We start from the raw sequence: 13,418 nt of genomic DNA, 5'->3' as shown, positions 1-13,418 counted from the left end.
CGGCAGGAGCCGCACAGCACCCCATCACCCGGCCGCTTCCGGGCGCCGCAGGTCGGGCAGGTCAGGTCGTGAGTGGTCATGACAGCGAGTTCCTTTCAACAGAGGGAGTGAGCGATCAGGATTGATTAAGCAGGTTCGGTGCGGACCTCTCGCAGCAGGGTGGAAGCCAGGTCGGTGCCGATTTTGAGCCGGGTACGAAGCTGGTCGCGAGTGATCGGTTTGCCATGCTGGGCGCGGTGAGCTTCGGCGATCTGGCGCGCGTAGTTCACCAGCGCCGGAGACGGACCCGGCGTACCGCCGCTACCGGATGTACCGGAACCGGCAGCGGCCGGAGCCGAGGACGCACCAGTAGGCGTGTGAGCAGGGATTTCAGGTCGCTGCAAGTCGGAGGCAGGACCGACCGGGGCCGGGGAGGCAGCAGGCTGATCCCCCGCCGAGAGGTGTTCGGCGACGGCGGACGAGGGCTCGGCCCCCAGGCCATCGGCAGTGTGCCGTTCCTGCGGTTCCACTAGGACAGACGATCCGTGAGCGGCACGGCGCTCCAGCATGGAGACCGCGACCAGGAACGCCGCAGCGGGAGTCGCAGCCATTACCCAGCCCCACACGACCGGTTCGGCTTGCGCCAGGTTCGCTGCAAGCGACAACAGAACCCCGCCGATCAGTACGCACGTCGGCCACGACAGCCGGGGCGTGATCCGGCCGACGCGCTTGTCTCGCTGACGTTCCCGAGCCGCCATGACGCAAGTCAGGTCGATGCACACCGCCACGGCCCAGGCCATCCATCCGTGCTGGCCGTGTTCATTCGCGGTGTCGCGGATATGGGTGAACGAGCCAGCCGCCGCGATAACGGCCAACACCAGCACCGGGCTGGAATCGATGAGCAGGCCGGGCAGGCGACGCACCCGAGACATGGAGCACCTCCCTTTTCAGATCGGCGTCGTGGCGTCGGAGAACTCGGATTCGAACGCGTCTAACTCGGGCAGCTCGCCCGCCGTGTCGATTTCGGCGAGCAAGGTCTTCCACTCCGGCGCCAACGGCGCGTAGAAGGCGGCGGCATCCTCCGCCTGTTCCTCGGTGCGGTAGGCCGACCGGGCACGGTGCCATAGGCCATCGGAACCGATCACCACCGCCACGCCCGGCATGTTCGCCGGGATCTGCCGGGCAGCAGCCAACGCGGCCCTGTCCATGTCGCCAAGGGTCATCTCAGCAGTGGCTTCATCATTGACGCGATGACAGATCCGTCCCGATAGCTGCGAACGCAACGCGGTCACTCCCGAGCCGAGGTCGGAGCCGACACGCTGGCCGCACACCACCAGGTAGACACCGAAAGCGCGGGAGATCTGCGCGAGCCGCAGCAGCGCGGTAGCCGCGCGGGTGACCTCTTCCTTCTGTGACTTGTCGGCCATCAGGAACAGTTCGGCTATCTCATCGATCAGCACCACGATCGGAGTCGGACGCACGTCGGCCGAGATACGCGGATGCCAGATGTTGCGGGCACGATGCCGACGGCACAACGCCATCCGGGCACGGACGATGTCAATCAACTGATCCAGGAGCGCCAGGCAGTCGGCCCGCTCCGTCGCCAGTGCCGACATGCGCGCCTCATAGGGGGTGAACTCCACCCCGCCCTTAAGGTCAAAGCCCACGAGCGCGACGCCCTGACCCTCGTATTCGGCAGGTTCACCGGTCAGCGCCTCCCCGGACGCCAGCTGTGTCGTCAACCCCATGATCAGAGCGTTGATCAGGGTTGACTTGCCCGAATTGGTCGCGCCCGTGATCAGCCAATGCGGAACCGCGCGGAAGTCCATCACGAACGGCTCGCCGGTTTCCAGAACCGCCGGAACGACCGTCAGCAGGCCCGCCGATAGATCGGCCAAGTCCACATCCACCAGCGGGTCAGCGCCCGTGACCAGCAACGTGACCCGACCCGGCTTCCATGAATGCAGCCGCACCGCATGGACTCGCCAGGCGTGCGCGAGCCGATCCAGCGCCGCCCGCACATCATCGGGAGTCTGACCGTCATGCAGCCGCATCGGCACCCGGAGCCCGCGCGCGGTCGGCCGGATCACCCCCAGTCGAGGAGCCTTGTCGATCTGAACACGGCCCAGCCTTCGACGATGACGGAAGACCGGCGCCATGCCGGGGAACGCCTCAGCGCTCCACCGCAGCGCACGCCGCCGCCGGGTCAGGCCGCAGCCGGACGCCACGTGGTGCCACGTGCCGTACACCTGGGCGGCTTTCAGCGGGTAGCCGACGCCGTACCAGAACGAATGCGGCGCGTACCGCTGCCACGCCACCCCACCGGCCGCCGCCGCGAACGGTGTAGCCGCGATGACATACTCCACCGGAGCGAAATCCGGCATACTAAAGACACCTCCTCGTGAGGTTGCTTGCAGGAACCTTTCTGCAGGTGAGTGACCCGGGGCGGGTGATGCTGGCAGGCATATCTACGGCCCGCCCCGGGGACTCCTCGTGCTATCAGGCCGCCGCGTCACCCGAGTCACCGGCCGATTCGGCGGCGAGCGCGTACAGCCGCTCCACTTCAGCCGCGAACTGGGTGACGACCTTCAACAGCTGCCGGGCGTTCTCCACGTCGCCCGCCTCCACTCCCCCGGCCCGGCCGGACAGCATCAGCCAGCCCCCGGGAAGGTCGATCGTCAGAATCGGCCCCGACTCCGGGTTGTCGGGATAGGTCTCACAGACGAACCGCGCCCCCTCACCCAGGGCAATCGACGACGTCACGTAGCCGTGCTTCATGGCGCTACACCCCCGCCTCGTCGAGAACCGGCGCGATCGCGGTCACCGAGAACGACACGCCCGCACGGCCCGAGGTCTCCCAGAAGAAGCCCGTCAGCCCCTCCAAGGCCACGACCTGACCCGCCCGCACGTCCGGCGGGGCGTTCGTCGGCAGCGACACCGCCATCAACTCGGTACGCCGCCCCTCGCCCTTGACCGTCATCAGCACCTCGTACACCGGCACACCGGCCGCGTTCACCTTCATCTCGCCCGTCTCGCGGTTCTTCAGCTTCGGCGCGATGTCCTCCACCGCCCGGAACTCCAGCCCCGCCACATCCACCGGGATCCTCTTCACGTGTCTGACTCCTCCTCTTGGTTCGCCGTCGAGTCCGGCCTGTCCGCGTACTAGCTTGCGCTGAGTCTACGTGTACTAGTACGCGAAGGCAAGCCCTCTGGAGAGGAGACTTGTCTGCGCACTAGTAGGCATGTGATGCTTACTAGTAAGCAGAGAGAGGAGAAGAAGTGTCACCCCAGGTAGAGCGCACACCGCCGCCGTACGTACAGATCGCTGATCACTTCAGGCGGGAGATCAAAGACGGTCGACTCACAGAAGGCGACCGGCTTCCGTCCATCGCCGAGATCTCTCAGGGATGGTCCGTCGCCACCGCTACAGCAGCCAAAGCACTTACTCAGCTTCGCAATGAGGGCTTCGTGCAAGCCTCATCGCAGGGAACGTATGTTTCCATCACCCATCGCCAGACAACCGGCCCGGACCGGCTTCAGATGCTCCGCGCCACCGGCAACGGCTATCGCCCAGGCGAGCACGCAGAGATCCTAGAAGCGGAGCTGACCACAGCTTCGAGCGAGGTAGCGGCCGCTCTGAGGATCGAGGAGAACGGCCAAGTCATACGGCGACGCCGGGTCTACCGAGATGGCCACGGAGTCGTAACAGTCTCGACTTCCTGGCTCTCGGGAGAACTCGCCGAAGCAGCGCCGGAGCTCCTAAGCACCGAACCGCTCCCACAAATGACCTTTGGCTTGATCGAAGAGCGAACCGGGCGCCGGGTGGTTCGCCGACGTGACATCGTCACAATCAAGGCTGTACCCGAGGACATAGCATCGATCCTGGAGACAGAGGTCGGTACGCCAGCTCTGACCATGACCAATCACTATTGGGATCAAGAGGGCGAGCCAACGGAGTACGCCATCGACTTCCTGGGATCCGGACGCGAGCTATCCGCAGAGTACAGTTTCGACTAGACAGCAACGCGTGATCGTTCACGACCTCAGTCGGCCAGGGTCGCCCGGCCAGCCCGCCGCCGGAGGAGCAGACTAGGAGCATGGCCTACCCTTGCTGACCAGAGAGGAACGGGATCATGGCTGACGAGAAAGGTAAGCACCGCAGGCCCGTATCGTGCGCCATGTGCAACGGGACAGGGAAAACCCTGGTCAGCAAGAACGGCTCCAGCGAGCAGAAAGAACGAGCATGCTCACGCTGTAACGGGACAGGGAAGACAGCATGACTGATCGCCTAAGCTGCCCCGAATGCAACGGCGCAGGAGAGCACCAGCTAGGAGGAATCACCCTCCAATGCGAGTTCTGTCTAGGCGTCGGCTATGTAGGCGACGACAACGAGCCCGCCGAGGAGCATCCCGGATCGGACAGGCCGACCGCTGTGTGGGATCAGGTCGGAGCTAGCGACCTACCCGGCTGCCCTACCTGTCTGGGGAGGGGAAGAGTGGTCCACCTCGGCAAGGCCAGACCCGCGCGAACCCTCATCCAGGTCCCTTGCCCCACCTGTGCAAGCGGCCCCCTGTGACAAGTTTCTGTACGTCATCAAGCCGACGCGCGTTGCGCGTCGGGGGGCGGCAGCGAGCTGGCGGAGTTGCAGCGCGGATGCTCGGACGGTTCGCGGCAGGCGGGATGGTCCGGGGGCCGGTGCCCGCGTCCGGCGGGCTGCGGCCTCTTCGGGCCGGTCCCGCCTGCCGCAGCACCGCCCCGCGCCTACCGGCGCCAGCAACACACCAGCCAGCGGGCAAGCCGCCGACCGACGCACCCAAGCGCGAAGCGGCAAGCAGGCGCACAGTCTCCCCACCGGCACAAGCAGCCTCCGGCGGGGGCACTCTGACTCTGGGATGAGCCGGGGCAGGTCGGGAGACCGCGGGTGGTTGAAGGCTGAGATAGAAGCCTGCTCATCCCGCCTGCCGCCGTCCCGATCGGAGATCACCAGACCAGAACCAGGCGTCAAGGTCGTTCGTCCGGCAGGGCGCTCCACCTTGACGCCTGGCCCTGGCCCGGTAGCGCGGAGCGCGGGACGACGGCAGACGGGATGAGCAGGCAGGAAGGGCGTGCGCGCAAGCGCGCACGAGACAGGACGAGGGTGCGCGGCCCAGAGCCACGCGGCACGACACGGGTTCCCGCAGAGCGCGGGACGGCGCCCTCGACACGGGCCGCTCTGGGGACCACTTGGGGACCACACGCCATGCACGCCCCTGCACAGAGCCCGTTCCGCCGCACGCGCTGATAGCGCCCGGATGCGCGGTGACCTGGGAAGACCCGTTCCCCCGCAGTCCTGGGGGTCAAGGGGTCGTGGGTTCAAATCCCGCCGTCCCGACGCAGGCCAGGACCGCTTTCGGGGTCTGGCCCTGAAGGCAGGAACACCCCTCTGTGGGAGATCTGTGGGACGATCTTGGGATCGTCCCCTTTCCCGTGCCTGTGACCAGGCACGCAGTAGCTCATCGAGCACCGGCACCGGCGACGCCGGGCACAGCGCCAGCCGCGCGGCCAGCGCCGCCTCCCACCGCACGGTCAACTCTCCCACCAGACGCCGGCGCATCGGCGCGGTGACATGGGTGTAGCGGCGCTGCACCGAACCGTCCTCGTGCCCCATCCGCTCGTCGATCAGCACCGGCGGAATCCCGTCCTCCTCCAGCATCGTCCGATGTGAGTGCCGCAGGCCGTGCGGCGTCAGCCCGGCCGACAGCGGCGTCCAGCACGCCTCCGCCCGCCCGTGTGCGTTGCGGCCCCGCAGCGGCCTGCCCGGCCACGGGTCGGCCAGCAGCGGCACCGGCCGCGGCGGCTGCGGCGCCTTGCGGGGATACCAGCCCGACGCCGCCGGGCCGAACACCCACGTCGCGAACCCTGACCGGCGCCAGTGCGGCGCCCCCGCCCAGCCCTCGGGCGCGGTCGCCGGAGCGGGGCGGTCAAGGCCCAGCGCGCCGATCGCCGCCTGCACCCTGTCCCGGGTGGCGGGCGCGACGCGGTCGGGGTGGTTGAGGACGTTGGAGACCGTGCCGACGCTGACCTGCGCCCGCCTGGCCACCTCGGCGGTGTTCACCGGCCCGCTGCGCCGCCGCGCAGAGTCCGCCCCGCGGAAGACGTACCGTTTGCCGTGGCAGGGGCAGGGCTCGGGTGCGGTGCGGTGGATGTGTGCTGACAGCAGCGCCGACAGCCACGGGGGCAGGTCGACATCGCGGTAGGAGTCGTCTTTGGGCGGGATGGCGTGGAAGACACCGTCGTCGTCCTCCCACAGCTGCCGCTCGACCCGCAGGCTGCCGGGCCGGGCGTATCGCACCTCCAGGCCGACCAGTTCGGCCCAGCGCAGCCCGGTGTAGGAGCCCAGCAGGACCATCACCAGCTCGTCGTCGCGGCCGGTCAGCAGGCTCGCCCGCTCGGCGATCAGCAGGGCGCGCAGATCATCGGTGATCACCTTTTCGGGGCCGCGGCCGGCCTTGCGGCCCGCGCGTTTGCCCCGGCCGGGTCGCCGGGTCGCCGGGTTGCCCGGGATCAGGCCTTCCTCGACGGCGTCGCCGAGGAAGACGTGCAGGGTGCGGCGCCAGCTGCTGACGCTGTTGGGCTTGTACCCGGCGGCGTTCTTGGACCGCTGCCACTCCTCGATGCGCTCGGGCTCCCGGTAGAGCTGGTGCAAGGTGAGGTGCTCGAAGGAGGGGAGCAGGTGGTTCTCCAGGTGGCGCCGGTAGTTCTGCATCGTGGACAGGGCCAGGTCCAGCTCGGCGTACCGGCGGCTGGTGAACGCACCGAAGGTCTCCTGCGCTGCGCTGGGGTCGTACCACCGGCCCTTGCGCACCTCGGCCTCGGCGTCCTCGCCGGCCTTCTGCGCATCCAGCTTCTTCTTGAACCGCAGGGTCTCCCCGTCGGCGTTCTTCACTGTGGGCCAGTTGCCGCAGCCGTCGCTGAAGCGAGCGATGTAGTAGGCGTTGGCTCCTCTACCGCGTTTCTCCGAGTAGGCCATCCCTTTCCTTCCTGTAGGCGGTGGTTGACTTGGTCGCTTGTTGAAGTTTCATTTTTGCGCTGGCGCTGCAGCGGCCCATGATTCCATGCACCCGGCACCGGACGCTTCGTTTCCGCATATCGCACATTCAGCTGACCATCCCGCTGACATACGTGGGGATAACCTGTCTCGCAGGGGGGCCGCCGGCCTCGCCGCGCATGGCAGTGGTTACTGCGCGCACTGGCCGCCGATACTGTGCGTGAATATGCTAGGGGGTTCGATGCTTCACCGAAATGGGCTGCCGAGCGGGGCGCTCTGTGTCACGGCAGGGCTGCCATCAAGGCGGGCCGACACGGTCACGTCGTCGCGGCTTGCGCCCGGGAGTCGGAGCGATGCGGCTGGGGCGGTGGCCGGTATCCAAGTTCGGGCCCCACACCCTGAACCGACGTGCCGCTTTGCTGGTGGTGTTAAGGCGGACTGTTGGATATGGCTTCATTTGCTGTCGGCAGGCAGCCAGGGCTGGGCGGGTTGATATGGTCCAGCATCGAGTGCCCTGCTCTGATCGGGCTCCGTTTCATTTGCATTCGGTCTCTGAGGCAGCCTCCCTCCTGTCCGAGGGGATAACCGAGAGCTGGCTTCGAGAGAAGGCGCGCCTGCGGAAGATTCCGCACTGCATGATCTCGGGGAAGTACATGTTCTCCGACGGGCATCTTCAAGAGATCGTCGTGTTGTTCGAGCGCCGGCCCGCCACGCCTGTATTGCCTCGGCAGGTCCGGCGGCCGACGGCCCCGGCGTCAGGTATCACACCTTTGACCGCTCGGGCTCCGCGACGGAAGCCAGCGCGATAGAACCATGTGCCGACGCCCGGCCCTGCTTCTGCGAGCCCGCTGCCGGTGTCCGGTGTGACGGCGAGATGCCCGCAAGAATCGAAGTCGCAGGATGTTCGCCCCTACTCGGCACGGCCGCCCGAGTGGCCGCTGCAGTGTCAGCCGTTCCGGTCGCTGTGCGTCTCTTCGTAGCGCCGCGTCGCGGCCATGAGCCGTCGGTGATGCAGGCCCGTGCCGGGGCGCTTGCCCCGTCCCTTGCCCATCAGGCATGGCCCTTGATCGACGCCGCAGTCCGGGCATGGGAGGGTCCGGGCGATGGTGTGGATGTCCTTCTTGCGGGCTTGCCATGCCGCATCGGCGGCGTCGATGACCTCTTGCGGCGGCCGCTCGGGGAGTTCGGCGCCGGGCCGCCGCAGCCAGTGGGCGAGGAGCCTTTCGATGATGTTGTTGCGGTTGTCGCCCATCTGCTCGGCCAGGTGCCTGGCCGGTTCGAAGTCGTCGTCCCAGAAGTTCACTGCTCGTGGGCGGCGTCCGGAGCTGGGCTGACTGGGCACACGCGGAATTTTCGCAGGCGCGCGAACATGGTTCAACGCGGGCTCCCCTCTATCGCGGGGGTTGAGCTGGATCGTCCTCAAAGTTACGGTGTAGCTATACCCAATAGCAACCCTGGTTTGCTGCCGCAGAGCCGACGAAAAGGGTGTCAGCATGATCGATCTCGCGAACGCCCCAGCTCCCTGGATGCTCGTTGCCGCCGCCCTCCTGCTGGAATTGGTTCTCGCGCTCGCCGGTGGCCTCGTGCTCTACCGGGCTGGGCGGCACAGCGAACGCCGCCGCGGCCTTGCCCGGGCGCCCGCCGCAGGCAGCCGTCGCAGGGCAGAGAACTGGTTGACGTTCGCGGCTGCGGCTCTGGCAACGGCCGTGCAGGCCCAGGGCATGTGGCGCGTGTTCGAGCACCGTCTGCACATGCCCCTCGAGCTGCGCGTGCTGACCTCGGCGTTCCTGGAGATCGCCGTGGTGACCTGTGCGGTCCGGGCGCGCAGCAACGTGCAGGATCCGCGGATCGGCACGGCGGGGCAGGACGGCGTCGCGGTGTGGGCACTGACCGGCGCATCGGCGTTCGCGGCGGCCTGCGATTCACAGAGCTGGATCGAGGGCGTCGTGCGCTTGATCGCGCCGCTGACGGCGGCGTGGCTGTGGGAGCGCGGCCTGCACGTCCAGCGACGACACCACGCATCACAACGTCTGGCCTGGCTGAGGACGATCAATTGGCGCATCACGCCAGAGCGGGTCCTCGTGCGGCTGCGGGTGGCTGAGCCCGCCGATCGGACCGCCGGGCAGGTCGACGCGCACCGCCGCCTGGCACATCTGGCCCGCGCCGCCCGCCGGCTCCGCATCCTGCGGCACGCCGACGCCGCCCGATGGCGCCAGCACCGCGCGCAGCGCCACCTGAACAAGGCCCTCGACCGGGCGATCGAATACACCGGACTCATCAACGATCCGGCGTCGAAGAACGTGCTGACGACCATGCTCGCCACGATGTACCACGCCGGGGACCTCGCCGATCTGGCAGTGCCTGGCCCCTGGCTCCCCGGACCCGGCGGCGGCCGGTCGACTTCACCGCGCACCGAGCCCGGCAGCGCAGACCGGGACGCGCCGTTCTTGATGGCCGTCCCCGGGCACGGCGCCCTGGCTTGGTCGACGACCAGCCCTTGCGTGCGCTGGTCCCAGCGCCGTGCGCCCCACCGGACGCAGACAAGTCCTGGCGCCACCCATCCCGCAGACACCGGACTTCCCGCCCCGGGTCTGCGTTTCGGCGCAAGGATGGCACCGGTGCCCGATAGGGAGGCAGCGATCCAGGTGGCCAGGAACAAGGCCGCCGGTCCACCACCCGCCCCCCTGCAGCCCCTGCGTGCCGCTGCTCCCCGCGGGGGCGCCAGCCCGGCCGCCAGCGGCCAGGCCAACGCCGACACCGATCCAGGGGGCGGCCTGCCGCCGGCTCCCTCCGCCTCTGACCGCCACGACACCGGTAATCCGCGTGCGGCCGCCAGGACGCGTCGGCCGATGCCGCGCTGGGTCCAGCTGGCGGGGCCGATCTTCCACCGGGGGCTGCACGAGCGCGGGCGCCAGCCCACCGGAGCCGAGTTCGCAGCCGCCATCGCCGACGCCGGGCTCGGCGCGGTTTCGATCTCCACCGCCAAGAACATCCGCGCCGCCATCCGCAAGGCCTCATCGCCCCACAGCCCTCCTGCGCATGACGTGCCGACGGCATCACCACACTTGAGCAGCTCAACGCAGGTACCGGCATTCTCGGCGACAGCGATCCAGCAAGCCTCTGACGAGGCAACGCCCATCGACACCACTGGCGGACGCGCAGGCCTGACCGCTATCGCAAGGAAGAGTCCCGTGAGCGGGAGTGATGGGCCGGCGTAGCTTGCGAAGGTCGTCTCGATGCTGATCACCCCGCGATGCGCGGACCGGCAGCACCCGGCTTCGGGGCGCACGGACCTGGGCACGAACTCCAGGGCAAGGGGCGCCGTCGTCGCGCTCAGCTCAGCACGATCGGCGAGGCCGACCAGGGCGCCTTCGGCGTCGCAAGCGATGGCCCTGCGGGCCACCCTGGCCGGCCACCGCCGATCGTGCCGGGTGAGACGCACGACGGCGCCCCTCACCCTGGAGGTATTCGCGGTGAACACATCGAGCACCATCCGCAGACTCATTCACCTTCTGGACGACCGGCAGGCGGGCTCACCGCGGCTAGCCGATAACCGACGAGCGCGGGGGCCCAGCCTGGCCGGCGCAGGCCAGCGCAGGAGAACGGAGCGTCTCACGTGAGACCTCGCCTGGTCCTGCACATGTGTGAGCGCGGCCACTGCCACGCCATGCACCCGCTCGCCGTCCAGGTGGCCCGGGAGCGCCGGTGGAGCTGGGCGTGCCAGGTGCCAGGGTGCACCGGTCACCTGTCGCCGGTCGAGCCGCTCGCGAAGATCCCACCAGATCACCGTGATGACCACTGCCGCCAGGAGCAACTGGCGCTACTGGCCGCCGCTGCGGTGGTGGTCGTGTGGGCCTGGCGCAAGCGGCGATGAGCCCTATCGGCATCCAGCGCCGCCACACCGCGGACCGACGCATGCCGAGGACACGCGCCCAGTCACGCAGAAGTCACGCCGGAGATCACAGGCTGTGAGACCGGGTGATGACCGCGCACGCCAGGCCGACTCCACCCACCGCACACTCCACCGCCCTGGCCCGGGACAGGGAGCTCTGCTTCCGGGGGCACCGCCCCAGTCTTTCCATATGCGCTGTGCCCTCGGCACAAGTCCGCGGCCTGTACCCCGGCACGTCGTGGTGATCTTCGGGCGCGGACACCGCACCCGAGCGTCATCCACAGCTGACCGATCCGCAGGGTGCCCGGTTCCGGCCTGTCAGGATGAGCCGTCTGTGCCTAGGGGCAACCGCTTCGCTGGGTTGCCCCTAGGCACAGGACGACTCAAAACCCCGACACCGGAACCGAGCATCCTGCGCTCCGGGCCGCCGCAACGGCGGCCCTGACCCTTCCAGCAGGAGAGTTTAATGACCTCGATCTCGCCGCTGCCAGCTGCGATCACCCGCGAACTGCCCGCCCTGGTGGAGGAGGCGTTGAACGCCTGCGCCAACGCGATCATCGACAGGCTGCTGGAGGAGTTGGAGGGCCACGGGCTGCATCGTGACGAGGTCTGCCAGGACCGGATCTACGACACGCTGAGTTCAGCGTCCACCCCTGGCGAGGATGCCCACGGCCTGGCACTGGAACTCAATGACGTCCTCGTGCACATCCAGGTGGCCGTGGCAGGGTCCGAGGCCGCTTCGGCCGCAGCTCCCTGGCCGGACACGCCGCATTGACACCCGCATCTGCGGCTGCCGCGATCACCAGATCCTTTGATGCCGCCTTCCTGGCGGCCGCGCCCTCACCGAGGGCTCGGATTCCCAGGCGACTTCTGTGGCCCGGCAGCCCGGCAGTCCCTGGACTTGGCCCAAATCCGGGGCGCCCCGGAAAGGAACATCGATGTCCAGCAGCGACCTGACAAGCATGACAGTGATCCCGGTGTATGGGCGCATCACCACCGCGCCCATACCCGAAGACACGACGTGGCTGTTCACGCGCGCAAACCGGCTGGAGGCAACTCTCCCGCTGACGCACGACCCCGTCCACGGGATCGAGGTGGTGGTGCGGCACGGCACTGCACCCAACCGCCACCGCAACTGCGTCGCCGAGCAGCTGATCACCTTCTACACCGGTACCGATCAGCCGGTGACCGGGCTGGCGGTGCTCACCGCCGCTGATGCCCGCGGGCCGGTCACCGTCCCCTCATCGGTCACCGACCGGGCCCGCGTGCTGGCCGAATCCCCCGGCCCCGGGTCTCCGACCATGGCAGCGATCAGCCCCGCCGACGCCAGGGCGCAGCGGATGCTGGCCGTGCTGCCCCCTCACACACGCGGCATCGGCATTCATTCTGATCTGGTGACCGACATCGCTGCGGCGATCGGCGATCTGCTCAGCTACGCCGCCGTGCTGGCGGGGCCGCGCAACCACGCCACCGCCGGCGTCATCATCGGCAAGGTGATCGCCGCGGTCGCCGACCAGGCACGCGAGGACATGGCCGCCATCTTGCTGCCGGGCCTGCGCGCGCATGCCGCTCCGGGATTCCAGCAGGAGGCGGCATGGGCGATCGGCGAGCTGATCACCCAAGCGCAGCGGCGCCGGCCCGGCGACCCGCACACCAGCGGGTTCACCCTGCTGCGCGAGGCGGTCATCGCCCACATGCTCAACGCACCGTTCACCGACCTGAACCTGCGGCCCGAACGCGACACCATCACCGGACTCGGCGACCGGCTGGCGGAGCTGATCGACCGGGCCGAAGCCGAACTCGGCCCCGACGGCCCGCTGGCCCTGCTGTGCCACGCCCTCAACCGCCCCGCCGCCCCAAGCCGAACAGACCAGGAATGAGAACCGGGCGGCCATCGCAGCCGACGGGCGCAGCCGCCCTGACGCACCGACGCCCGCCAGCTCTGAAGGCCGAGCTGATCACCGCCGTCCAGCGGCTGTTCCCCGGCTGTGCGGAGGGACTGGTGCTGTGTGTCCATTTCCGCCGGCGCCGGTTCCGCCGCGAGGCGGTCACGGTCTCCAGCGTCTGGGCGCCTGGTAACGGCGATGGCGGACGCTGCATCTGGAGCAGGTCCCAGCAGCCACGCCGTCCGGGCACGGGCCGCTGGAGCATCCCGAGGCCGATCCTGTGGCGCCTGGCGCGGACCGTGGCGCGGCTGGAATCGGGAGGCGCGTTCTGCTGCGGGGATGACAGCGGATGGGTCGATGGCGACGGCTGGTGGCACTGGATTGACCCAGAGCCGGACGCCTACCCCGGCCTGGACCGGCTGGTCATCACCGTCATCCCGCGCCGATAGCGACCCTGGCCACGCTGGCGCGCCCACACCGGCCACCGGCCGGGCGCACCGCTGGGCAGCACTGGCACACCGATGCCCTACCCGGCCCGCGAGGCCCCCGGGTGCCACCGGTCCAGCCCGTGCTGCAGCCCCTCGCACCTCGTGCTTGCGGCCACTCCCCGATTGGTTCTGTCTCACTTCATGGA

12 protein-coding genes are annotated in these 13,418 nt (G+C 68.7%); 6 read left to right on the top strand and 6 right to left on the bottom strand.

Annotated features, from left to right (window positions below; genetic code table 11):
• Positions 1–125 precede the first annotated feature (125 nt).
• From AGRA3207_RS37965 to AGRA3207_RS37950, 4 genes are all read right to left on the bottom strand, one after another.
• Positions 126–911 carry a DUF2637 domain-containing protein gene (locus tag AGRA3207_RS37965; protein WP_338028244.1) on the bottom strand — a complete coding sequence of 262 codons (786 nt, stop codon included), beginning with the start codon at positions 909–911 and terminating at the stop codon, positions 126–128.
• A gap of 15 nt (positions 912–926) precedes the next feature.
• Entirely contained in the window at positions 927–2,363 is a 1,437-nt protein-coding gene (locus AGRA3207_RS37960; protein WP_231332196.1) for an FtsK/SpoIIIE domain-containing protein, read from the bottom strand.
• A gap of 115 nt (positions 2,364–2,478) precedes the next feature.
• Positions 2,479–2,757: a hypothetical protein gene (locus AGRA3207_RS37955; RefSeq protein ID WP_231332195.1), complete on the bottom strand. Its 279-nt coding sequence runs from the start codon at positions 2,755–2,757 to the stop codon at positions 2,479–2,481.
• A gap of 4 nt (positions 2,758–2,761) precedes the next feature.
• The gene (locus AGRA3207_RS37950; protein ID WP_231332194.1) at positions 2,762–3,091 is read right to left on the bottom strand and encodes an SCO3933 family regulatory protein; all 330 of its coding nucleotides are present in this window, start codon (positions 3,089–3,091) and stop codon (positions 2,762–2,764) included.
• A 167-nt stretch (positions 3,092–3,258) separates the two neighbouring features.
• Between AGRA3207_RS37950 and AGRA3207_RS37945 the strand changes: the two genes are divergently transcribed.
• On the top strand, positions 3,259–3,996 hold the full coding sequence (locus AGRA3207_RS37945) for a GntR family transcriptional regulator (protein WP_231332193.1): 738 nt from the start codon (positions 3,259–3,261) through the stop codon (positions 3,994–3,996).
• Positions 3,997–4,438: 442 nt separating this feature from the next.
• On the opposite strand, the gene AGRA3207_RS40435 is transcribed toward AGRA3207_RS37945, so the two are convergent.
• The gene (locus AGRA3207_RS40435; RefSeq protein ID WP_420830843.1) at positions 4,439–6,988 is read right to left on the bottom strand and encodes a LacI family DNA-binding transcriptional regulator; all 2,550 of its coding nucleotides are present in this window, start codon (positions 6,986–6,988) and stop codon (positions 4,439–4,441) included.
• A 964-nt stretch (positions 6,989–7,952) separates the two neighbouring features.
• The gene (locus tag AGRA3207_RS37930; RefSeq protein ID WP_231332192.1) at positions 7,953–8,348 is read right to left on the bottom strand and encodes a hypothetical protein; all 396 of its coding nucleotides are present in this window, start codon (positions 8,346–8,348) and stop codon (positions 7,953–7,955) included.
• A gap of 151 nt (positions 8,349–8,499) precedes the next feature.
• On the opposite strand from AGRA3207_RS37930, the gene AGRA3207_RS37925 reads away from it, so the two are divergent.
• The 5 genes from AGRA3207_RS37925 to AGRA3207_RS37905 all read left to right on the top strand — a co-directional run bounded on the left by AGRA3207_RS37925 (position 8,500) and on the right by AGRA3207_RS37905 (position 13,233).
• Positions 8,500–10,224 (top strand): hypothetical protein, encoded by a 1,725-nt coding sequence (locus AGRA3207_RS37925; protein WP_231332191.1) that lies wholly within the window; start codon positions 8,500–8,502, stop codon positions 10,222–10,224.
• A 398-nt stretch (positions 10,225–10,622) separates the two neighbouring features.
• Entirely contained in the window at positions 10,623–10,880 is a 258-nt protein-coding gene (locus AGRA3207_RS37920; RefSeq protein WP_231332190.1) for a hypothetical protein, read from the top strand.
• Between the two features lie 484 nt (positions 10,881–11,364).
• The gene (locus AGRA3207_RS37915) at positions 11,365–11,673 is read left to right on the top strand and encodes a hypothetical protein (protein WP_231332189.1); all 309 of its coding nucleotides are present in this window, start codon (positions 11,365–11,367) and stop codon (positions 11,671–11,673) included.
• A 163-nt stretch (positions 11,674–11,836) separates the two neighbouring features.
• Positions 11,837–12,778, top strand: a complete 942-nt coding sequence (locus AGRA3207_RS37910; protein ID WP_231332188.1) for a hypothetical protein — start codon at positions 11,837–11,839, stop codon at positions 12,776–12,778.
• Positions 12,775–13,233 (top strand): hypothetical protein, encoded by a 459-nt coding sequence (locus AGRA3207_RS37905; RefSeq protein WP_231332187.1) that lies wholly within the window; start codon positions 12,775–12,777, stop codon positions 13,231–13,233. Before AGRA3207_RS37910 ends, AGRA3207_RS37905 begins: the two co-directional genes overlap by 4 nt.
• The last annotated feature ends 185 nt before the right edge of the window (positions 13,234–13,418 follow it).

Origin of the sequence: Actinomadura graeca (assembly GCF_019175365.1) — a bacterium.
Classification (GTDB): Bacteria; Actinomycetota; Actinomycetes; order Streptosporangiales; family Streptosporangiaceae; genus Spirillospora; species Spirillospora graeca.
The sequence above is the reverse complement of the archived record's forward strand: the minus strand, read 5'-3'. Positions and strand labels throughout refer to the sequence as shown.

Excerpts from the sequence above, each read along its gene's own strand:
- AGRA3207_RS37925 (WP_231332191.1), top strand. The coding sequence starts at position 8,500 with ATGATCGATCTCGCGAACGCCCCAGCTCCCTGGATGCTCGTTGCCGCC.
- AGRA3207_RS37960 (WP_231332196.1), bottom strand. The coding sequence starts at position 2,363 with ATGCCGGATTTCGCTCCGGTGGAGTATGTCATCGCGGCTACACCGTTC.
- AGRA3207_RS37915 (WP_231332189.1), top strand. The coding sequence starts at position 11,365 with ATGACCTCGATCTCGCCGCTGCCAGCTGCGATCACCCGCGAACTGCCC.
- AGRA3207_RS37905 (WP_231332187.1), top strand. The coding sequence starts at position 12,775 with ATGAGAACCGGGCGGCCATCGCAGCCGACGGGCGCAGCCGCCCTGACG.
- AGRA3207_RS37955 (WP_231332195.1), bottom strand. The coding sequence starts at position 2,757 with ATGAAGCACGGCTACGTGACGTCGTCGATTGCCCTGGGTGAGGGGGCG.
- AGRA3207_RS37965 (WP_338028244.1), bottom strand. The coding sequence starts at position 911 with ATGTCTCGGGTGCGTCGCCTGCCCGGCCTGCTCATCGATTCCAGCCCG.
- AGRA3207_RS40435 (WP_420830843.1), bottom strand. The coding sequence starts at position 6,988 with ATGGCCTACTCGGAGAAACGCGGTAGAGGAGCCAACGCCTACTACATC.
- AGRA3207_RS37910 (WP_231332188.1), top strand. The coding sequence starts at position 11,837 with ATGTCCAGCAGCGACCTGACAAGCATGACAGTGATCCCGGTGTATGGG.